Raw genomic sequence first — 20,754 nt, forward strand, 5'->3', positions numbered from 1 at the left:
GGGATCAGCGGGCGCCGGCCTGGCGCAGCAAGGTTCCTACGCGGGGGTTGCGGCTTTCCTGCGCCCAGTTCAGCGCGGTCCGTCCGGTGAAGTCGGAACGGTCGACCTTGGCCCCGGCCTTCAGCAGCTTGTCCACCACGTCGGCCCGGCCGTTGCGGGCGGCGACCATCAGCGGGGTCATGCCCTCGCGGTTCTCCATGTCGACCTTGGCGCCCTTCTTCAGCAGCAGGTCGATCAGTTCCGGATTGCCGTTCTCGGCCGCGGCCAGCAGCGGGGTGATGCCTGCCTTGTCGGCGCGGTTCACGTTGGCACCGCTGTCCAGCAGCAGGGCGGCGATGGCCGGGCTGGAGCGGTCGACCGCAGCCAGCAGGGCGGTCTTGCCATGGATGTCCGCCTGGTTGGGGTTCTCGCCCCGCAACAGGGCACCCTTCGTCTTGGTGACGTCGCCGTCATTGACCGCCTGCATCAGACCGGTGTCCTGGAACAGGCTGATCTGGGCGAGGGCAGGGGCGGCGGAGCCGGCGGTCAGGCCGGCCACAAGCAGAGGGGCGAACAGGGTGGCGATCAGGAGCCGCTTCATGGCGGGTATCCTTCCTTGACAGCATGGGTGCCGGATACTAGCCAGAACACCGGTGCTTTTGCCAGATCGGCCTTCATCGCCAGCCCCTCCGCCGGCGGGTCCGCATCGACAGGTTGAACCCATGGTCCGCAATCCGCTCGCCCGCCACATCGCGCTGTTCCTGCTGGTGAAGGCCGTGCTGATCGGGCTGGGCCTGTGGTGGTTCCTGGGGACCATGCCGGAGCCGCGCGGCGCGGTGCCTCCGCCAGCTGCATCGCGGCCCTGATCGAAGTCCGCATCGCGACCCTGAACGGAACCTTGCCTCCGCTTTCCGGTTGGATTCGGATTGTTCGGACTTCCTGTCAAGCGAAGGGGTGGAGGCATGATCGAGAGCCGCGACCAGAACCCGACCACGATCGATTCCAGTGCCTGGACGGGAGACAGCGGAACCGCCGGCACCGATGCCGGCAGCACCGATGCGACGGTGCGCGAGGCCGTGGCGGTCTTCGACAGCCGCGATGCCCTGCAGAACGCCATCGACGACCTGACGCTCGCCGGCTTCCAGCGACATGAGCTGAGCCTGCTGGCCAATGACGAGACGATCCGCGAGCGGCTGGGCGATGTGCCGGGCGACGTCGGCAGCCTCGCCCACGATCCCGACGCGCCGCGGCAGGCCTACATCTCGCCGGAGGATGTCGGCAGCGGCAAGGGGGCCGCGGTCGGCTTCCCCGCCTATGTCGGCGCCATCATCGCCACCGGTGCCGTGCTCGCCACCGGCGGCACCGCACTGGCCGCCGCAGCCGCTGCCGCAGCGGCGGGTGTCGGCAGCGGGGCGGCGGGGTCTTTCCTGTCGCAATGGATCACCGACAAGCGCAACGAGCCGATGCTGCAACACCTCGACAAGGGCGGCATCCTGCTGTGGGTCAATGTCGGCGATGCCGCGCGCGAACGCATCGCGCTGGAGATCCTGAACCGCCATACCACCCGGCCGGCCGAGGTTCACGACGTGCGGCAGACCGGATCGATGTGACGGTCCGCCGCCGCTTCACCCCCGCCCCGGCTACCCCCGCCGTCCGCGGCGGACCAGCGCCTCGGGGGTGAAGTCCTCCGGCTTCAGTGGGGCGTCGTATCGCGGCGGAGGCAGCCCGTTCTCGACGCCGCGGGCGGCATAGCGGTCGGCCGTCAGGTCGAAGGCGAACTCCATCGTCGGCACCAGGGCCGGCACCTGCCAGTCCGGCAGCGGGTGCGCTTCGGCGTAGCGCAGAAGCTCCCCCTTGCCGTTGTAATGCTCCGACGCCAGGATCTGCCAGCTGTCCTCATCCAGGTAAAAGGTGCGGTCGGGCAGCGAATGCTTGAAGTTCGGCTTCAGCCGGGCGTCGACCACCCAGACCCGGTGCATCTCATAGCGCAGGAACTGCGGGTTGGGATGGTGCGGCCACAGGATGTCCCGCATCGTCAGGCTGGGGTTGGTCAGCCGGTGGGCGTTGTACGGCATGTACATCTCGCGCCGAGTCACCAGCGTGTAGTCGAAGCGGTCGAGCGCGCCGCTGAACATGTCCAGCATGTCGGCGGTGCAGATCCCGCCGGTCACCGGGTCGGGCGTGTCATAGGCGAAGTCGGAGGCCGGAACCACGCGCCCGCGCTCGCCCTCCCGCACCCAGGCGCGGGTGCGGGCGGCGATGGGGTCGAGCGTCCCCTGGACGATCAGGCTGCTGCCCGCCTGTTCCTTGGGATCCATGATCGTGCGGCGATAGAGCAGGGGCGGGGCGGCGGCATCCCCGGCGGCATAGGGCGAGGCGATATCCTCGCGCAGCCGGGTCAGCGACCGGGTTCCGTCGCCGGACTGCACCACCGTCAGGCTGGTGCGCGACAGGGTACCGCCACGCCAGCGCAGCTTGTGGTTCCACATCGCCTGCACGCCGTTCGCCGGAATCGGGAAGGGCACGCCGACCGCCGCATCGCGCAAGGCCAGCCCGTTCTCGCCCAGCCTGGCGCGGTCGGCATTGGCGAGCGAGGCGTCATAGATGCGCTGCGGTGCCGCGGCGCTGCGGCGGCTGGGAAACAGCGCCAGTTCAAAGCTGTCCGGAAACTTCTCCAGCAGGGCCTGCTGCCCGGCGGTCAGCCGGACCTTGTAGCGCTCGACATCGGCGGCGCCGACGGTGAACCAGCGCACGTCCTCGATATAGGGATCGGGCGACGGGCGGTCCGGCACATAGCCGCGCGGCGCCTCGGTCAGCCCGCCGGTCCAGGGTGGAATCGCCCGCGTGCGGTTGCCGGCGCGCACCGCCCCGAAGGCCGTCAGTTCCTCGCCCAGCCGCGGCACGCCGACATCGGCCGGGGCGCTTTGAGCGAGAGTGCCGGAAGGGGCGGCGGCAGAAGCGGCGGCCCCCAGCAGCAGGCCAAGGGCTTGGCGCCGGTCGGGGTGGAAATCCGTCGGGTCGTTCATGCCGTCGACCGCTCCACGAGAGCCAGTTCCCGTTCGATGGCGGTGCAGGTCGCGGCGAAGCTGTCGCGCAGCCGGCTGGCCTCCTCCTTGAGCCGGGAGAGGGGCGCGCCTTCGGTGGCCGACTGCTCCAGCATGCGGGCGGCCTCGGCCAGCGGCTTGGCGCCGGCATTGCGGGAGGAGCCCTTCAGATTGTGGGCGCAAGCCCGCATCCGGTCGCGGTCGCCCATGTCGAGAGCCTTGTCCAGATCGGCGATCACCCCGCGGCCGATGGCGATGAAATCGCCCAGCAGTTCCGCCAGCATTGCCGCATCGCCGCCGCACAGCGCGCGCAGGCCGGCGAGTTCAACCCACCCTCCGGGTTGCGCCTCGGGCAGCGCCTGTGCCGGAACCCCCGCTGGCTCGGCGGGGATCGGCGGCAGCCAGCGTGCGAGCGTCGCTCCCAACTGCGACAGTTCCAGCGGCTTGCTCAGTACATCGTCCATGCCGGCGGCGCGGTAGCGTTCGATGTCGGCCGGGGCGGCATTGGCGGTGATGGCGACAATCGGGAGGCGGTCCGCCGACGGTTCGTCGTTGCGGATCCGGCGGGTCAGCTCGAATCCGTCGATCTCCGGCATCTGGACGTCGGTCAGCAGCAGGGCGAAACGCCGCCGGCCCTGCCGCATGGCGTCGAGCGCTTCCAGCGCCTCGGCCCCGCCGGGCGCCATCTCCGCGGCATAGCCCAGCGCCTGCAACTGCATCAGCAGAACCTTGCGGTTCACCGGGTTGTCTTCGGCCACCAGGATCAGGCGCCCCTGGGCTTCCGCCTCCTCCACGCCGGGGACGCCGGCGGTGGGGCCTGCCGCGGTCCTGGCGGTGGCGGGCGAGGGCAGGGCAGAGGACTGGGGCTGGGAATGGGGGGGAACCGGCTGGAGATGCAGCCGCCCGGCGGCGACGGCCACCGCGCGCAGCAGGACCAGCCGGCGCAGCGGGCGGCTCAGCACCACCGTGCCGGCTTCCGCCCCGCGCGTCGCGGGGTGGGAGGCCGGGCCGGGCATGCCGCCCGTCTCATGGCAGAGCAGGACCACCGGTGGCCGGGCCTCGCCGCTGCGGCGGCCAAGCTCCTCCGGCGCGCAGGCGGCGGCGGGCACGTGCAGCGCCTTGTCGATGGTGACGACGCCGACGGCGCAGCCGGCTTCGCGGGCGATGCGGGCCTGCGCCGCCAGTTCGGGCGGGGAGGCGGCGGGCAGCACGCGGGCGCCGGCCTGCTCCAGATAGCGGGCGAGGAAACCGCGCTCCGTGTCGTCGGGCACGCCCAGCAGGACGGTCAGCCCGTCCAGATCGACGGCATCGGGACCGTCCTCCGCCGCATCCGGCGCGGCGGTGCCGGTCAGGGGCAGGCGCAGCCAGAAGGTGGAGCCGAGGCCGGGCTCGCTCTCCACCCCGATCTCGCCGCCCATCAGCGCCGCCAGCCGGCGGCTGATCGACAGGCCGAGCCCGGTGCCGCCGAAGCGCCGGGTGGTGGAGCTTTCCGCCTGGGTGAAGGGCTGGAACAGGCGCTGGCGCGTCGCCTCGGCGATGCCGATGCCGGTGTCGCAGACGGCGATGCGCAGCAGAGTCTCCGTCCCTGCCGGGGGCGATTCCAGCTCGGCGCGCAGCACGACGCGGCCGGCCTCGGTGAATTTGATGGCGTTGCCGGCCAGATTGAACAGGATCTGGCGCAGCCGCACCGGATCGCCCAGCAAAGCCTGCGGGATCGCCGGGTCGACATAGGTCAGCAGCGCCAGCCCCTTGGCCCCGGCGGCGGGGGCCAGCGTTTCCGCCACCCCCTCCACCAGCGCCGGGACCGACAGCGCCACCCGTTCCAAATCCATCTTCCCGGCTTCGATCTTCGAGAAGTCCAGGATGTCGTCGATGATCCGCAGCAGCGCGTTGGCCGACTTGCGCATGGTGCCGACGGTGTCGCGCTGGTGCTCGTCCAGCTCCGTCCGTTCCAGCAGGCCCAGCATGCCCAGCACCCCGTTCATCGGCGTGCGGATCTCGTGGCTCATGGTGGCGAGGAAGGCGGATTTGGCCTTGGTCGCCTCCTCCGCCTGCTCGCGGCTTTCGCGCAGCTCGCGCGTGCGTTCCGCCACTCGGGTTTCGATCGATTGGATCTGGTCGAAGGCGCGCAGCGCCGCGATCACCGCGGTGAACAGGCTTTCCGCCGACAGGTCGGCCTTTGGCTTGTAATCGTTGATGTCGTAATCGACGATCACGTCGCGCTGCGGCGCCTGACCCGGCTGGCCGGTGCGCAGGATGATGCGGACATCGCGGTTGCCCAGCCCGTCCCTGATCCAGCGCACCAGCTTCAGGCCGGAATCATCCTCCTCCATCACCACGTCGAGCAGGACCACGGCGATGTCGTGCCGGCTTTCCAGCACGGTGCGGGCGTCCGCCGCGGTGAAGCAACTGACGAGGTCCAGCCGCCGCCGCTGGAAGGCGACGTCGGCCAGCAGCAGCCCGGTCATGGAATGGACGTCGGATTCGTCGTCAACCACCAGGATCACCCAGGGTGGGGCCGCCGGGTCGACCGGCTCCGCACCGGTGGCCGCCTCGCCGGGATCGGGTGCAGCGCCGTCCGCCTCCTCGTCGGCGAACAGGATTTCGTCGTCGTCGTAGGCGCCGGTGCTCATGCGGGTTCGGTCTCCAGCGGTACGGGCGGCGGCGAAGGCGTGGCGGCGGCAGGACTGCCGGGGGGGATGACGGTCTTCGGAATGCGCAGGGTGAAGGTAGTTCCATCGCCGGGAACGCTGTCAACCGAGATCCGCCCGCCCAGCGACTGGGTGACCAGATTGAACACGATGTGCAGCCCCAGGCCGCTGCCGCCCGACCCGCGCCGGGTGGTGAAGAAGGGCTCGAACACCTTGGGCAGGTTTTCCGCGGCGATGCCGACTCCGTCGTCGGCGAAGCGGATCTCCACCTCGCCCTCGGCCACCTCGTCCACGTCGATGACCATGTGCCCCCTGCTGTCCGCCGGGAAGGCGTGGGTCAGCGCGTTCATCACCAGATTGGTCACCACCTGGCTCAGCGCACCGGGGAAGCTGTCCATCAGGATGCCGGGCGAGCAGGCGATGGCAACCCGGTGGCGGCTCTTGCGCAGGGTGGGGCCGAGCGAGGTCACCACCTCCTCCAGATAGGCCAGCAGGTCGAAGCGGCGGCGCTCCTCGCTGGTCTGGTCGACGGCGACCCGTTTGAAGCTCTGGATCAGCTCCGCGGCACGGGTCAGGTTCTGTTCGATCAGGCGGGAGGATTCGCTGGCGGTGGCGACATAGGCGGCAAGCTCCGACTTCTTCATCGTCCCGCGCTCGAACCCCTCGGCCAGCATGCCGGTCCGGCCCGACAGATGGGTGGCGCAGCCGAAGGCGATGCCGATCGGAGTGTTGATCTCATGCGCGACGCCGGCGACCAGCAGGGCGAGCGAGGCCATCTTCTCGGCCTGGACCAGATTGGCCTGCGTCTCCTTCAAATCGGCATAGGCGCGTTCCAACTCCTGCATTGCATTGAAGATTTCCTCGGCCGACCGGGCTTCCACCGTCACGTCGGTCAGGGTGCGGACGAATCCGCCCTCCGGCAGCGGGTTGGTGCGCACCTCGACGATGCGGCCGTCGGGCCGGCGGCGCTTGAAGGTGAAGGGCTGGTCGATCATCCCCGCCGGCTCGCCCGGCTGCATCCCGAAGCCGCCATCCGTGCCGGTGTCGGAGCCGCGTCCGCTGCCCTCCGTGCCGATGCCGTAGCTGAGATAGAGGTCGGGATCGTCGCCCATCTCGCCGAACTCGCCCTGGCGGCGCTGGAGCGCCACGACGTCGGCGAAGCGCGGGTTGCCGGCCAGCACCTCGGGCGGGATGTTCAGCAGCTCCGCGGCGCGGCGGTTCGCCGTCACCACCCGCCCGTTGCCGTCGACCTTGATGATGCCCTGGTCGGTGTTGTTCAGCGTGACCTGCAGCACGTTGCGCTCATGGGCCAGATCCAGTTCGGCCCGCACCCGTTCGGTGACGTCGGACATGGTTCCGGTCAGGCGGCGGGCGCGGCCGTCGGGATCGCGCTGGGCGGTGGCGCGGTCTTCGATCCAGGCCCACCGGCCGTCACGCCGGCGCATGCGGTAGACGGCGGTGTAGGCCATGGCGCGGTCGCGCACCCGGCGCCGCGACTCCTGCATCACCCGCTCCGCCTCGTCCGGATGCAGCAGCGAGGACCAGGTCGCCGCCGTCATCGGCAGCTCGCTCGGGCCATAGCCGAGCAGGGCGGGGAATTCCTTCGACCACCAATATTGCCCGCTGCGCAGGTCGTAATCCCAGACGGAGGACCGGGTGGCGGTGATGGCCAGCGCCAGCCGCTGCTCGCTCTTGCGCAGGGCGGCCTCCTCCTGTCCCAGCCGGGCGAGCATGGCGTTGTGGGCCTGGATCACCCGCCCAAGCTCGTCGGCGGCGCGCCAGTCCACCGGCTGGTGCCCGCCGCCCCGTTCCGATTCGAGGATGGAGGCGATCAGCCGCCCCAGCGGCCGGCCCACCGTCAGCCGCAGCGCCGCCAGCGCCGCCGCTATGGTGCCGGCCAGCATCAGCAGAAGCAGCACCGCGGTGTTCACCACCTCCTGCCGCAGCTGCTCGCGGACGACGTCGTGGCTGTAATGCAGGGTGATGGTGCCGACCTGGAGGTTCTGGACCCGGACCGGCCGCCGTTCGATGTTGGCGTCGCTGCTCAAGGGACAGCTCGGCCCCGGCCAGGCGAACAGCCCGTCGGCCAGATCGTCGCTCACCTCGACGCAGACAAGCTCCCGGTTGGCGCCGATGGCCTGGATGACGTTGCGGATGGCCTGGACGTCGAAGGTCCACAGATTGTTGGACAGCGCCGCCGCGTTGATGTCGGCGATGGTCGCCACCTTCTCCCGCAACGCCGCCTGCAAATCCTTGTAGCGGTCATAGAAGAACAGGGCCGAGAACAGCGAAACCGCGACCACGAGGCTGGGCACCAGGATCAGCAGGAACTTGGCCGATACGGTCGGTATGCGCCGCCATGCCTCAACGATCCTGGTCATGCCTTGCCGTTCCGGAGGTTCGTCGATAGGGCGGCTGGCGGCGGCGCGGCACGCGGAGCGCGCACCTCCCCAGGGACGTTCTACCCCGTCGTCCGCCGCCCGTCCATGCGGGTTGCGTCCCGGCGGCGGGAAGCGGAGGAAAAGTGTCGCGCCCGGGGAGGGCGTTTATCCGATTACGGTATCGGGACTTGAGGCCGGATGAGTGCTTGCACTACTGTGCATAGGCGGATTGCCTTGGTTTCGCGCGCATTTGTATGGGTGCGGCCAGGGCTGCGGACCGGGTAAAGAGGATTTTGAGAGGACCTATGGATTTCAAGACGACCATTACAGTCGATGCGACCGAGGTCTGGCTGACGGGCCGCCTCGAATTCACCGACCATGACCGGCTCAGGGACATCGTCGAACTGGTGGAGCAGTCCCGTGCACGGCGCTTCGTCATCGACATGTCGAAGCTGGACTTCATCGACTCCGCCGGGCTCGGGATGTTGCTGATCCTCCAGGAGGAGACCGAGAGCCGTAACATCAAGATGATCGTCCGCCATCCGCTGGGTGACGTGAAGCGGTCGATCGATCTGGCGCGGCTGGGCGAGATCATCACCATCGAATCGTAAACCGCCGAGTCCTGGCCCGCCGGTCCTTGTCCCAGGGGAGTTTGCCGCATGGACGCCGCTCATCACGACTGCCCGACCGAACCGGCACTCCGCGGCTTCAGCCTGTTGCGCGACCGGGTGCCTGCCGACATGGCCGCCCGCGTCGCGTCGCGCTTCGCCGGGACGGTTCAGGACCAGCAGGACGACGCCATGGCAACCGGGCGGCGGCTGCCGGACCGGGCGGTCGAAACGCTGCTGATGGAGCGGGCCGACCGCGACCGTCTGCGCGCCGCCTTCGACCGCAGCCCCTTTCTGACGGTCGAGTTGGGAGAGGGCGCCGACGAGGCGGCGGCCCCGCTCGACGACTGGTCGGGGGCACCGGCGGCGGACGATCCCGAGTGTCCCGGATTCTACCTGTCGCTGACCACCGGCACCGCCTATGGCCTGCAATGCCCGGTGCTGGTCTGCGACGAGCTGGTGCGGCGCGGCGTTCTGGATCCGCAGCGCCGGTCCAATGTGGAGCTTTGCCTCCACGAGGCCGTCGCCAACGCCATCGTCCACGGCAATCTGGGCCTGTCCAGCGCGGTGAAGGGAGAGCCGGGCGGCTATCGCCGGTTCAGCGAGATGATGCGCGACCGGCTGGACGATCCCGCCGTGACGCGGCGGCGGTTGGACATCTTCTGCCGCTGGAACGGGCGCTGCATCGCCATTGCGGTGGTGGACCAGGGCGGCGGCTTCGACACCGCGCTGGCCCCGGCGACCACCGGTAACAAGGCGCGGTCGGGCCGCGGCTTCGTCTTCATGCGGACGCTGGCCTCGCGGGTGACGGTGACCGACGGCGGGCGGTGCACCGTCCTGCAGTTCGACCGCTGACGGAGCGTCCATGGCCGCGCCCGCCCTGTCGCTGTCGGACTGCCGCGTCCTGATCGTCGACGACAACGAATTCAACCGCAAATCGCTGGCCCTGGTGATCCGCCGCGCTGGCATCGCCGAGATCGCCTTCGCCGAGAACGGCCGGGAAGGGCTGGCGGCGGTCGACCGCTTCCGCCCCGACCTTGTCCTGCTGGACGTCGACATGCCGGTGATGAACGGCTGGGAGATGTGCGAGGCGCTGCGCCGCAACGCGACGCACGAGCAGCTTCCCGTGCTGTTCCAGACCGCGCTGGACAGCGACGAGGAGCAGGTGCGCTGTTTCGAGGCCGGTGGCAGCGATTTCATCTCCAAGCCGATCAAGCCCGGCGAATGCGTGGCGCGTGTCCGTCACCAGCTGGAAAAGCGCAAGCTGTTCAACGATCTCGCCGCGTTCCACGAACGGGTCCAGCGCGAGCTGTCGCATGCCCGCGCCATGCAGACCTCGCTTCTGCCGGAGACCCGCAAGCTTGCCGAGGTGGCGGACCGCTACGGGCTGACGCTGGACGCCCATTTCGAGACCTCGTCGGAGCTGGGCGGCGATTTCTGGGGCCTCTATCCGCTGGGCGACCGCCGGCTGGGGCTGCTGATGATCGATTTCGCCGGGCACGGCATCACCGCGGCGATCAACACCTTCCGCCTGCACACGCTGATCGACCGCTTTCCGATGCAGCATATGGCGCCGTCGCAATGGCTGACCCAATTGAACGGCGCACTGAAGGACGTGCTGCCGACGGGGCAGTTCGCCACCGCCTTCTTCGGCATCCTCGACCTCGCCATCGACACGCTGACCTTCGCCGCGGCGGGCTCGCCCAACCCGGTGCTGGGGACGCCGGTGGGCGCGAAGGGAAACGGACCCGACATCCGCCTGCTCGACTCGGCCGGGCTGGTGCTCGGCGCCTCGCGCCGGGCGCAGTATGTCGACCAGAGCCACCGCCTGCCGCGCGGCGGCTTCCTGTTCCTGTACAGCGATGCGCTGATCGAATGCGGCGGCGACGGGCATGCCCCGCTGGGGCAGGGCGCCGTGCCCGATTTCGTCCGCGACGCGCTGGCCCGCGACCGCCAGCACCCGCTGCGGCCGATGATGGACAGCTTCTATGCCCGCACCAGCCTGCCGCTGCGCGACGACCTGACCGCCGTGTGGGTTGCGCGGCGGGCGTGACGTAGGGATGCGAGCCTTACGGCGCGAACTGTTCCTTCAGGATGCGCTCTTCAAAGTTCAGTTCCGGGTCGAACAGCAGGGTCAGGCCGACCTCGCGGCATTCCTGGACCTCGACCCGCAGAACCTCGCGCACCTCGGTGAAGTCGGCGACGGCGCTGACCGGGCGCTTGCCTTCCTCCAGCACGTCGAAGGTGATCTTGGCAGTGTGCGGCAGCAGCGCGCCACGCCAGCGCCGCGGGCGGAAGGCGCTGATCGGGGTCAGCGCCAGAACGCCGGCATTCAGCGGCACGATGGGGCCGTGGGCCGACAGGTTGTAAGCGGTGCTGCCCGCCGGCGTCGCCACCAGCGCGCCGTCGCAGATCAGCTCCGGCAGCCGGATGACACCGTCGATGGTGATGCGCAGCTTGGCTGCCTGCCGCGTCTCGCGCAGAAGGGAAACCTCGTTGATGCCGAGCGCCTCGACCCGCTCGCCATTCACCCGCGTCGCCACCATGCGCAGCGGATGCAGTCGGACATGCTGGGACGCCACGATCCGCTCCGCCAGATCCTCCTCGCGGTAGGCGTTCAGCAGGAAGCCGACCGAGCCGCGGTTCATGCCATAGACCGGAGTCGGCCGTTCGCGGTTGCGGGTTAGCGCCCGGTGCAGGGTTTCCAGCAGGAATCCGTCGCCGCCCAGCGCCACGATCACGTCGGCTTCGTCCGCCATGGCATTGCCGTAGCGATGGACCAGCCGGGTGCGGGCGGAGCGCGCCTCGTCCGTGTCGGCGCAGGAAAATGCGATGCGCAGCGCATCGGGGGCCGGCATCAGCGGCGCCTGCGCATCTGCGGACTGGACAAGGCCGGATTGATCGACGGCGGGCGGCGTGGCGGCGGATTCGGTCATGGCGCGACCATACCGCAGTCGGGCCTTCGCGCAAAAGTATCACGCGGTGACGACCCGATGCAAAAGAGCGCATCCGTCGGCCGTACCCATTGGCCGCACAACGAAAAAGGGGACCGCGGACGGTCCCCTTTTTTGCCATGCGGAACGGGTCGGTGGACCGATGGGCCGACCTTACTCGACCATCTCCGACACCATCTCCTCGTCATCGTCACCGGAGGTGCGCTTCGGCCGGTTGCCTTCGGTATAATCGAAGGCCGGCTTGTCGTCCTTGACGGTGACCTTGACCAGACCGCCCTTGCTGAGCTTGCCGAACAGCAGCTCTTCCGCCAGCGGCTTCTTGATGTACTCCTGGATCACGCGGCCGAGCGGGCGGGCGCCGTAGAGCGGGTCGTAGCCCTTCTTGCCCAGCCACTCGCGGGCCTCCTCGTTCAGCTCGATGGACACGCCGCGGTCTTCCAGCTGCGCTTCCATCTGCATGATGAACTTGTCGACGACGCGGTTGATGACCTCCTGCGTCAGCGGCGCGAACGGGATGATCGCGTCGAGACGGTTGCGGAACTCCGGCGTGAACATCTTCTCGACCGCTTCGATGTCCTCGCCGACCCGGCGGTCACGCTCGAAGCCGATGGCGGGCTTCGCCATGTCGGCGGCCCCGGCGTTCGAGGTCATGATCAGGATGACGTTGCGGAAATCGACGATCTTGCCGTTGTGATCGGTCAGCTTGCCGTGGTCCATGATCTGCAACAAGATGTTGAACAGATCCGGATGGGCCTTCTCGATCTCGTCCAGCAGCAGGACGCAGTGCGGGTGCTGGTCGATGGCGTCGGTCAGCATGCCGCCCTGGTCGAAGCCGACATAGCCCGGAGGGGCGCCGATCAGGCGCGACACCGTGTGCCGCTCCATGTACTCGGACATGTCGAAACGGGTCAGCTCGATGCCCAGCGTCATGGCGAGCTGGCGGGCCACCTCGGTCTTGCCGACACCGGTCGGGCCGGTGAACAGGTAGTTGCCGATGGGCTTCTCCGGCTCGCGCAGGCCGGCTCTCGCCAGCTTGATCGCGGAGACCAGCGCGTCGATCGCCTTGTTCTGGCCGAAGACCATGGTCTTCAGGTCGCGTTCAAGGTTCAGCAGCGTTTCCTTGTCGTCGCGGCTGACCGACTTCGGCGGGATGCGGGCGATTTTGGCGACCACCGCCTCCACGTCCTTCACGCCGATCTTCTTGCGGCGCTTGTTCTCCGGCAGCAGCATCTGCGCCGCACCGACCTCGTCGATGATGTCGATGGCCTTGTCGGGCAGCTTGCGGTCGCCGATGTACTTGGCCGACAGCTCCACCGCGACGCGAATGGCGTCGTTGGTGTAGGTGACCTTGTGGTGCTTCTCGTAATAAGGCTTCAGGCCCTGGAGGATCTTGATCGCATCCTCGACCGACGGCTCGTTGACGTCGATCTTCTGGAAGCGGCGGACCAGCGCCCGGTCCTTCTCGAAGTAGCTGCGGTATTCCTTGTAGGTGGTCGAGCCGATGCAGCGCAGCGAACCCGACGCCAGCGCCGGCTTCAGCAGGTTCGAGGCATCCATCGCACCGCCCGAGGTGGCGCCGGCGCCGATCACCGTGTGGATCTCGTCGATGAAGAGGATCGCCCCCTCCGTCGCCTCGAGTTCGGACACGACGGCCTTCAGACGCTCCTCGAAATCGCCGCGGTAGCGCGTGCCGGCCAGCAGCGAGCCCATGTCGAGCGCGAAGATGGTGGCGTTGCGCAGCACCTCCGGCACTTCCTGCTGCACGATGCGGCGGGCGAGGCCCTCTGCGATGGCGGTCTTGCCGACACCGGGGTCGCCGACGTAGAGCGGGTTGTTCTTCGACCGCCGGCACAGGATCTGGATGGTCCGTTCGACCTCCTGCTCCCGGCCGATCAGCGGATCGATCTTCCCGCCGGACGCCTTCTTGTTCAGGTTGACGCAATATGCGTCTAGCGCTTCGCTGCCTTTTTTCACGACCTTCTCCGCCGCCGCCTCGTCGTCAGCGCCCGAGACACGCTTTGTTTCCGAGCGGCCCGGAGCCTTCGCGATTCCGTGAGAGATGTAGTTGACCGCATCGAACCTGGTCATCTCCTGCTCCTGCAGGAAGTAAACCGCGTGGCTCTCGCGTTCAGAGAACAAGGCAACGAGCACATTTGCTCCCGTCACCTCCTCACGTCCCGACGACTGGACGTGGATGGCCGCACGCTGCAGAACCCGCTGGAAACCAGCCGTCGGCTTGGCATCATCGGGCCTGTTCGTGATAAGGTTCGCCAATTCATTGTCGAGGTAATCCGACAGTTCCGCGCGCAGTCGGTCGAGATCGATCCCGCAAGCGCGCAAGACGGCGGTAGCATCGGAGTCTTCGGTCAACGCGAGAAGCAGATGTTCGAGCGTCGCGTATTCATGCCTGCGCTCGTTCGCGTGGGCCAGGGCTCGGTGCAGCGTCTGTTCCAGGTTACGCGACAGCATGTGTGGGTCTAATCCTTTTCTAACGTGCATTGCAGCGGGTGCTGGTTCTGGCGCGCAAAGTCCATCACCTGCGTGACTTTCGTCTCCGCCACCTCGTAGGTGAACACGCCGCACAACCCCACACCCCGCCGGTGCACATGCAGCATGATCTGTGTCGCTTCCTCCCGCGATTTGCTGAAGAAGCGTTCGAGAACGAGAACGACGAACTCCATGGGAGTGTAATCGTCGTTCAGCATCAACACCTTGTACATCGACGGCTTCTTGGTCTTCGGCTTGGCCTTGACGACCACGCCGCTGTTAGTGCCGTCGTTGCCCTGCTTGTCAGAGTCGGCCATGGTCCCAGTCGAATGTCATCGCGATGCACTTTCACTGGGAATGATATGGTCATTTCGGGCGCGGTGGGAAGGGGCCGTTTTCAGCTGACCTCCATTTGGCAGACCCTCCTTTGGACCACAGGCCCTTCCGCTACTCCGTAATAGGAGACACCGCTTCGGAAATGGCCGCAATCGGCGGAAAACCCTACCCCGATCAAGGGGCCTTCCGACCGTTGGAGGAGGGCCGCGGCCGGAAACGCAAAACGGCCCGGCATCCCAAGGCGGGATGTCGGGCCGCTGCGATGCGGTCCTTCAGGTGGGCATTGCCTGCCCACCGGTCAAGAAAGCAGGAGAGTCGGACCGGTCAGGCGGCGACCGGCTTCTTCGACAGGACCTCGACCGTGGCGTTGACGCGCGCGTTCAGCGGGGCCAGCGCCTCGTTGGCGACCTTGACGGTCAGCTCCTGCAGCTTGGTGCTCTCCGACACGAATGCATCGAGGCTGGCCTTGGTGAAGGCGCTCTGCAGCTCGACCAGTTCCTGGATCGTCTTCACCGCCAGCACGGCCTTGGCGTTCGACACGCTCTTCTCCAGCGAGGACTGGGTAAAGGCGGCGACCTGCTTGCCGGCCTCTTCCGCGCCCTTGGCGACGACGGTGCCGGACTTCACGAGCGCATCGACATTCTCCTTGGTGAGAACGGTCAGCTCGTCATAGCCCTTCAGCACCTTGGCGGAGGCCTTCTCGATCTGCTCCTGCTGGGCCTTCACCAGGCCTTCCAGATTCTGCTTGGCAGTGGCGATGGCGTCTTCGACGGACTTGGTGACGGCGGCGATCTGGTCGGACATGGCTATGCTCCTCGCGCTCTATAAGGGGTCAACCGCGCGGCCCCGACGGTGCGGCGGCCGATTGCGGAATGGGTTGAAACCCTCGGACCCCGACAGGGCGGGCGCCCGAAGTATGCTGCACTGCAACATAAGCTGAAGATAAGGAAAGCGGCGCAGGGAGTCAATGGGCATTGTGCGCTGCACAAAAAACTTCCGCGCGAACATCCGGCGGGAGCGTAGGGGGGCTTAACGCAGAACGGCCCGGCAACCGCGTGGAGGTTGCCGGGCCGTTTGCGATGACGGGATCCATAGCTGGATCCCGGCCGTCACGTGCCATCCGATGGGGCCGCTCAGGCGGCGATCGGCTTGACGATCGGCTTGGAGAAGGTTTCGACCGTCGCGGTGACGCGGGCGTTCAGCGGGGCCAGCGCCTCGTTGGTGACCTTGGTCGACAGCTCCTGCAGGCGGGTGGTCTCGGCCAGCAGCGAGTTGAAGCTGGTCTTCAGGAAATCGTTCTGCAGCTCCACCACCTCCTGGATGGTGCGGGCAGTCAGCAGCGCCTTGCCGGTGGTGATGGACTTGTCCAGCGCCGACTGGCCGTAGGCGACGACCTCGCGGCCCAGATCCTCGGCGCCCTTGGCGGCGATGGTGCTGCTGGCGATCAGCGCCTCGACATTGGCCTTGCCGGTGGCCTGAAGGTCCTCATAGCTCTTCAGCAGCTGGGCGGCGGTCTTCTCGAACTGCTCCTTGGCGGCGGTCGCGGTCTGCTCGAACTGCTTGACCGTCTGTTCCTGGCCGGCCTTCACCAGACCCTCATACTGCTCCTTGGCCTGGGCGGCGACGTTCTCGATCGACTTCGGCGTGAACTGGTTCATGGCGTGCGTTCCTTCCTGGCTGATGCCGGCGTTTGGTTGATGAGACCCGTCCGCCGCAAAGCGTGGCGAGGAGCCTGCCGGCAGCGGTGTGCGTTTGAGTTTTTTACGTTGTGCAGCCCTCGACCGCCGTCTTTCCACACAAGGGAAGGGCGCCAGAATGCTGCATTGCAATATAAGAATTTTATGGGCTAAGCATGGGGCGGTGTCAACTGTCCGTTCGGGGGTGCCCGGCCTAGTCTCTTGCGCCGCAGCATACCCCTATGGCGTGACGCTTCGATGACGACCGCGCCTTTCCCGTTGCCGGACCGGGCGGAACCCGCCTCAAGTCCTTGAAAGCGGCCCTGATGGCGGATGTCCTTAACGAAGGCTTTACCGACGCTGGGACAAGTGTAGCTTGGCCGCGGGCGGGATTCGCCTCGGCCATAGGTCAGGTGCGGCGCTTGGACGCGGCGTGCCGGACCATCCGCTCTTCAGGCCGCATCTTCGGGACCATTTCGATCATGACCTACTGCCTTGGCATCAAGACCCGCGACGGCCTGATCGGTCTGTCGGACGGCCGGATCACCAGCGGATCGCAGCTTTCGTCGGCCCGCAAGGTGACGATGATGGGCAGCGGCGGCGACCGCTTCTTCATCATGAACTCCGGCCTGCGCAGCGTGCGCGACAAGACGCTGGCCTATCTGCGCCGCGACATGCAGAAGCGCCGGGGCGAGTCCTATTCGACCATGCTGGACGCGGTTTCGGCCTTCACCGCCTGCCTGCGGCAAGTCGCCGCGGAGGACAGGGAGTCGCTGGAGGCGTCGAAGCTGCACTTCAACCTGCACGCCATCATCGGCGGCCAGCTGGCCGAAGACCGCGAACCCTACATGTTCCTGGTCTATCCGGAGGGCAACTGGATCGAGGTCGACGAGCGCACCCCCTATCTTTCGATCGGCGCCACCGCCTATGGCAAGCCGATCCTGGACCGGGCGCTGACCTACGGCACCGACATGCAGACGGCGCTGAAGCTGGCCTACCTGTCCTTCGACAGCACGCGTTTCTCCAGCAACGATGTCGGCTTCCCCATCGACATGGTGTCCTACCATGCCGACTCGCGCAGCTGGCGCCAGTCGAACTACGACTATGACGACCTTGCCGAACAGCGCCAGTGGTGGAACCGCAACCTGACCGAACTGGCCCGGCGCATGCCGGACGGTCCCTGGGTCGAGACGCTGGTGCCGGAAGACATGCGCCCGCGCCAGCCGGCCGAAGAGGCCGTCTGAACCCCGGCGGTCACCCGTGACCGCCACCGTCGGTTTTGCTCATTTCCCCGGAAGGGCGCTCAGCAGCAGCGCCCCGAAGGGGGCGGTCGGGCCCACCAGCCCATAGTGGCCCAGCCCGTCGCGCCCGATCTGCACCTCGAAGAACACGCCTCCGTCCGCCAGCTGGCCGGAGGAGGGCAGGGTGCGCGGAGCCTCGTCGGGAGCCGGCAGGCCGGGATAGGCGATGCCGGTCGGGTCGATGCTGCGCAGCAGCTCCGGGAACCGGGCGTCGGTGAAGCGGCTGGACGGGTAGGGGTAGGCGGTGAAGAACCACTGCCCGGCCCGGCAGCCGTTGATCAGCCAATAAAAGCCGTTGGACGGCAAGCGCAAGCCCTGGGGCGGCGGGTCGAACACCCCGTCCTCGCGCAGGCGGCCGACGAAGCTGTCGAACTGGGCGGCGCTCAGTTGCAGGGTCGCCGTGTTGCCGCGCGCGGCGGAGAACGGATCGGCCAGCGTCAGGCGGGCGAGGTCGGTCGCCTCGATCACGTGGGCTTCGACCGCGGCGCCGCCGCGGTCCATGTCGCCGACGATGTCGTAGGTGCGGACATGCCGGTTGTAGTCGGCATTGAAGATCAGCCGGTAGCGGTCGGCGCTGTCCTTGCCGCAGCGGGACCGCAGGTCGTCGCCGTTGAGGTAGCTGAACCAGGTCAGCTTGCGCGCCACCGGGTTGTCGGTCGGCCCGACGGAGCTGCAACCGGCCAGCGCGAGCAGCGTCACCGCCATGGCGGCAACTCCCGTCATCCTGGCGGTTGCGCGGACCATGGCCCGGCGGTCACCCCCGCGGGAAAAAAAGGCGGCCGGAACGGTTCTTTGATGACCACGGCTCATTGTCGCTTGCCTCGCGTCGGCGGCCCCTGGTAGGTGGAGAACGAAGGACGTGGCGGCAAGACCCGATCTCCGGACACCGGTGGGCTTTGGCCTGTCTGGGGACGCCGGTAATCCGTTTGCCCCTTCCGTTTGCGCCGTGCCGCAACCCTTCCGCCGTGCCGTCCCCGCCGTTCCTTCCCTCTACATGCAGGACCCGCGATTTTGGCCACAGAAACTGCGAAAAGCCAAAGCAGTAAATTAACGAATTCATGCTAGACACTGATTTCGCACGAATTTACCATTGAACCAAGCACCAAGATCTAGCGGTTGGCGGGGCCATCATGAGTGTAACGCGCAACACCGTTCGTAACGGATTGTTTCCGTTCGCCTTTCGCGCGGCGGATACGGCCGGCGGGCGGAGTTCGGCGGGTATGGGGCGCCATCTGCTCGCGGCGGCCGCGCTGCTGGGGATGGTTGCCGTCGGGTCCGGCCTGTCCGCCGCCGAGGCGCTGGCGGCCAAGGCCGCCGCCATCGTCGTCGATGCCCGCACCGGGCAGGTGCTGATCGACCAGGACGCCGACGCGATCACCCATCCGGCGTCGCTGACCAAGATGATGACGCTCTATTTGACCTTCGATGCGCTGGAGGACGGTCGCCTGACCCTCGATCAGCAGTTGCCGGTCTCGTCCTGGGCGGAGAGCATGACGCCGACCAAGCTCGGCCTGCGCGCCGGCCAGACGCTGAAGGTTGAGACGGCGATCCTCGGGCTGGTCACCAAGTCGGCCAACGATGCCGCCGTGGTGCTGGCGGAGGCGCTGGGCGGCACCGAGTCGCGCTTCGCCGAGATGATGACGCGCAAGGCGCGCGAACTGGGCATGCGCCACACCGTTTACCGCAACGCCTCGGGCCTGCCGAACATGGAGCAGGTGACGACCGCCCGCGACTATTCCTATCTGTCCCGCGCGCTGATGCGCGACCATGCAAAGTATTACCCCTATTTCAGCCGCCGCAACTTCGTCTATGGCGGCCGCACCCTGGCCAACCACAACCACCTGATGTCCCGCTACGAGGGCATGGACGGCATCAAGACCGGCTATACCGTGGCGTCCGGCTTCAACCTCGCCGCCTCGGCGGTGCGGGACGGGCGGCGTCTGGTCGGCGTTGTGCTGGGCGGCAAGTCTGCGGTGTCGCGCGACAACAGGATGGCGGCGCTGCTCGATCAGGCCTTCGGCCGGCCCAACCGTGGCCGCGACGACGCGCCGGTGATGGCGAGCCTCGACACCACCCGGTCCGACGCCATCGACGGCGAAGGGGACGATGACGACGAGGAGGTCGAGGTCAAGACTAAGCCGGTCGTCCGCGCCTCGCTGCAGACCGCGGCGGTTCCGGCGGCGATCCCCGCCGCGCCGGCCCGAGAGGAGAAGTCCACCCGTGGCGGCAACGCCTCGCATTGGGGTGTCCAGGTCGGCGCCTTCTCCAGCAAGGCGGCGGGCAACAAGGCGGTGTCGCAGGCCGTCAAGCAGGCACCCTTCCTGCTGCGCACCGCCAAGGCCAGCGTGGTCGAGGCCAAGACCGGCAAGGACACCGTCTATCGTGCCCGTCTGACCGGCATGGACGAGAAGGGTGCCCGCAAGGCCTGCGCGGTCCTGACCAAGCACGGTCACCACTGCGTCGCCGTTTCGCCCGGCGAGCGGGGCTGAAGAACAGGCTGACTGCCGCCGGCCGGGGGGTTATCCCCGTGCCGCGGCAGCGCAGCGTTCCAGGAATTCAAGCGCCGGCGTCAGCATGCCGGCCAATTCACCGGCCTGGCCGCCCGTATCGGCGCCCGGTTCCTCCAGTTCCTTCTCCAGAGCGCGTGCGGCCCGGCGCAGGGCGACGCAGCCATATTGCCCGGACACACCAGCGATCTTGTGGGCCATCGCCCCGGCGGTCGTCCGGTCGCCGTTTTTCAGCGCCTCGTCCAGCGTCTGCCCATGCTGGCGCAGCACCGCCACCGTCTTGTCGATCAGTTCGGCGACGCGGGTGGCGGGCAACATCTCCTGCATCGTCCCGATGGCGCGCTCGTCGAACGCCGCCTCGGAAGCCGGCTCGGCTGCCGGCGTCCTGGCCTGCGCTCCGCGGCTCAGCGCCACCAGCAGGGCGTCGAGCCGCAGCGGCTTGATCAGCGTGCCATCGGCGCCGCAGCCGTCACAGCGGTCCTGGCCTTCGCTGGTGGCGCTGGCGGTCAGCATCAGGATACGGGGGGTGCCGCCGCCGGACTGGCGGCGGATGGCGCGGACGGCCTCGTCGCCCGGCAGGCCGGGCAGGCCGAGATCCATCAGGATCAGGTCGAAGGCATCGGCCGCCGCGGCGGCGACGGCGGCCGGTCCGTCTTCCACCGCCAGCACCCGATGGCCGGCGCGCTCCAGCAGGACGCGGGCGGCAAGGCGGGTGACCGTTTCGTCCTCCGCCAGCAGGATGTGCAAGGGGTGTGCTGCGCCCATCTGGTCCGCCGGCATGCCGGTCCGCTCTCCCAGGTTGATGTGGTGGCCGCAGTCTAGCCGGTTCC

18 protein-coding genes are annotated in these 20,754 nt (G+C 67.9%); 7 read left to right on the plus strand and 11 right to left on the minus strand.

Features of this window, described 5'->3' with window-relative positions; all coding sequences use genetic code 11:
• Window positions 1–4: 4 nt before the first annotated feature.
• Complete coding sequence (locus ACWPN8_RS05220; RefSeq protein WP_109445307.1) at window positions 5–580, minus strand: ankyrin repeat domain-containing protein; 576 nt, start codon at window positions 578–580, stop codon at window positions 5–7.
• A 121-nt stretch (window positions 581–701) separates the two neighbouring features.
• Here ACWPN8_RS05220 and ACWPN8_RS05225 point away from each other — a divergent pair, with 121 nt between their 5' ends.
• Both ACWPN8_RS05225 and ACWPN8_RS05230 read left to right on the plus strand, forming a co-directional pair.
• Window positions 702–845: a hypothetical protein gene (locus ACWPN8_RS05225; protein ID WP_199237544.1), complete on the plus strand. Its 144-nt coding sequence runs from the start codon at window positions 702–704 to the stop codon at window positions 843–845.
• Window positions 846–941: 96 nt separating this feature from the next.
• Window positions 942–1,589 (plus strand): hypothetical protein, encoded by a 648-nt coding sequence (locus tag ACWPN8_RS05230; RefSeq protein WP_109445308.1) that lies wholly within the window; start codon window positions 942–944, stop codon window positions 1,587–1,589.
• Window positions 1,590–1,619: 30 nt separating this feature from the next.
• Here the strand turns inward: ACWPN8_RS05230 and ACWPN8_RS05235 are convergent, their stop codons facing one another.
• Genes ACWPN8_RS05235 through ACWPN8_RS05245 form a run of 3 tightly spaced genes read right to left on the minus strand, consistent with a single transcriptional unit; the run spans window position 1,620 to window position 8,055 of the window.
• On the minus strand, window positions 1,620–3,005 hold the full coding sequence (locus ACWPN8_RS05235; protein ID WP_492240093.1) for a DUF1329 domain-containing protein: 1,386 nt from the start codon (window positions 3,003–3,005) through the stop codon (window positions 1,620–1,622).
• On the minus strand, window positions 3,002–5,656 hold the full coding sequence (locus ACWPN8_RS05240; RefSeq protein ID WP_492240094.1) for a response regulator: 2,655 nt from the start codon (window positions 5,654–5,656) through the stop codon (window positions 3,002–3,004). Before ACWPN8_RS05240 ends, ACWPN8_RS05235 begins: the two co-directional genes overlap by 4 nt.
• Window positions 5,653–8,055 carry an ATP-binding protein gene (locus tag ACWPN8_RS05245; RefSeq protein WP_492240095.1) on the minus strand — a complete coding sequence of 801 codons (2,403 nt, stop codon included), beginning with the start codon at window positions 8,053–8,055 and terminating at the stop codon, window positions 5,653–5,655. Before ACWPN8_RS05245 ends, ACWPN8_RS05240 begins: the two co-directional genes overlap by 4 nt.
• A gap of 305 nt (window positions 8,056–8,360) precedes the next feature.
• On the opposite strand from ACWPN8_RS05245, the gene ACWPN8_RS05250 reads away from it, so the two are divergent.
• From ACWPN8_RS05250 to ACWPN8_RS05260, 3 genes are read left to right on the plus strand one after another with little or no spacing between them, the layout of a single operon-like run.
• Complete coding sequence (locus ACWPN8_RS05250) at window positions 8,361–8,666, plus strand: STAS domain-containing protein (RefSeq protein WP_109445312.1); 306 nt, start codon at window positions 8,361–8,363, stop codon at window positions 8,664–8,666.
• 48 nt (window positions 8,667–8,714) lie between these two features.
• Window positions 8,715–9,518 (plus strand): ATP-binding protein, encoded by an 804-nt coding sequence (locus ACWPN8_RS05255; RefSeq protein ID WP_492240096.1) that lies wholly within the window; start codon window positions 8,715–8,717, stop codon window positions 9,516–9,518.
• A gap of 10 nt (window positions 9,519–9,528) precedes the next feature.
• Complete coding sequence (locus tag ACWPN8_RS05260) at window positions 9,529–10,716, plus strand: PP2C family protein-serine/threonine phosphatase (RefSeq protein WP_109445314.1); 1,188 nt, start codon at window positions 9,529–9,531, stop codon at window positions 10,714–10,716.
• Between the two features lie 16 nt (window positions 10,717–10,732).
• Here ACWPN8_RS05260 and ACWPN8_RS05265 read toward each other — a convergent pair whose 3' ends face one another.
• The 5 genes from ACWPN8_RS05265 to ACWPN8_RS05285 all read right to left on the minus strand — a co-directional run bounded on the left by ACWPN8_RS05265 (window position 10,733) and on the right by ACWPN8_RS05285 (window position 16,098).
• The gene (locus ACWPN8_RS05265) at window positions 10,733–11,599 is read right to left on the minus strand and encodes an NAD kinase (RefSeq protein ID WP_492240097.1); all 867 of its coding nucleotides are present in this window, start codon (window positions 11,597–11,599) and stop codon (window positions 10,733–10,735) included.
• Window positions 11,600–11,770: 171 nt separating this feature from the next.
• Window positions 11,771–14,086, minus strand: coding sequence for an ATP-dependent Clp protease ATP-binding subunit ClpA (gene clpA, locus ACWPN8_RS05270; protein ID WP_109445315.1), 2,316 nt, complete (start codon window positions 14,084–14,086; stop codon window positions 11,771–11,773).
• Window positions 14,087–14,094: 8 nt separating this feature from the next.
• Entirely contained in the window at window positions 14,095–14,421 is a 327-nt protein-coding gene (gene clpS / locus ACWPN8_RS05275) for an ATP-dependent Clp protease adapter ClpS (protein WP_014246998.1), read from the minus strand.
• Between the two features lie 343 nt (window positions 14,422–14,764).
• On the minus strand, window positions 14,765–15,244 hold the full coding sequence (locus ACWPN8_RS05280; RefSeq protein WP_109445316.1) for a phasin family protein: 480 nt from the start codon (window positions 15,242–15,244) through the stop codon (window positions 14,765–14,767).
• 329 nt (window positions 15,245–15,573) lie between these two features.
• Entirely contained in the window at window positions 15,574–16,098 is a 525-nt protein-coding gene (locus ACWPN8_RS05285) for a phasin family protein (RefSeq protein ID WP_492240098.1), read from the minus strand.
• A gap of 500 nt (window positions 16,099–16,598) precedes the next feature.
• Here ACWPN8_RS05285 and ACWPN8_RS05290 point away from each other — a divergent pair, with 500 nt between their 5' ends.
• On the plus strand, window positions 16,599–17,360 hold the full coding sequence (locus ACWPN8_RS05290; RefSeq protein WP_109445318.1) for a proteasome-type protease: 762 nt from the start codon (window positions 16,599–16,601) through the stop codon (window positions 17,358–17,360).
• A gap of 39 nt (window positions 17,361–17,399) precedes the next feature.
• Here ACWPN8_RS05290 and ACWPN8_RS05295 read toward each other — a convergent pair whose 3' ends face one another.
• Window positions 17,400–18,161 (minus strand): hypothetical protein, encoded by a 762-nt coding sequence (locus ACWPN8_RS05295; RefSeq protein WP_492240099.1) that lies wholly within the window; start codon window positions 18,159–18,161, stop codon window positions 17,400–17,402.
• Window positions 18,162–18,637: 476 nt separating this feature from the next.
• Between ACWPN8_RS05295 and ACWPN8_RS05300 the strand changes: the two genes are divergently transcribed.
• The gene (locus ACWPN8_RS05300; RefSeq protein WP_492240100.1) at window positions 18,638–19,906 is read left to right on the plus strand and encodes a D-alanyl-D-alanine carboxypeptidase; all 1,269 of its coding nucleotides are present in this window, start codon (window positions 18,638–18,640) and stop codon (window positions 19,904–19,906) included.
• A gap of 30 nt (window positions 19,907–19,936) precedes the next feature.
• Here ACWPN8_RS05300 and ACWPN8_RS05305 read toward each other — a convergent pair whose 3' ends face one another.
• The gene (locus ACWPN8_RS05305; RefSeq protein ID WP_492240101.1) at window positions 19,937–20,704 is read right to left on the minus strand and encodes an Hpt domain-containing response regulator; all 768 of its coding nucleotides are present in this window, start codon (window positions 20,702–20,704) and stop codon (window positions 19,937–19,939) included.
• Window positions 20,705–20,754 lie beyond the last annotated feature (50 nt).

It is taken from the genome of Azospirillum sp. UENF 112521 (assembly GCF_058780665.1).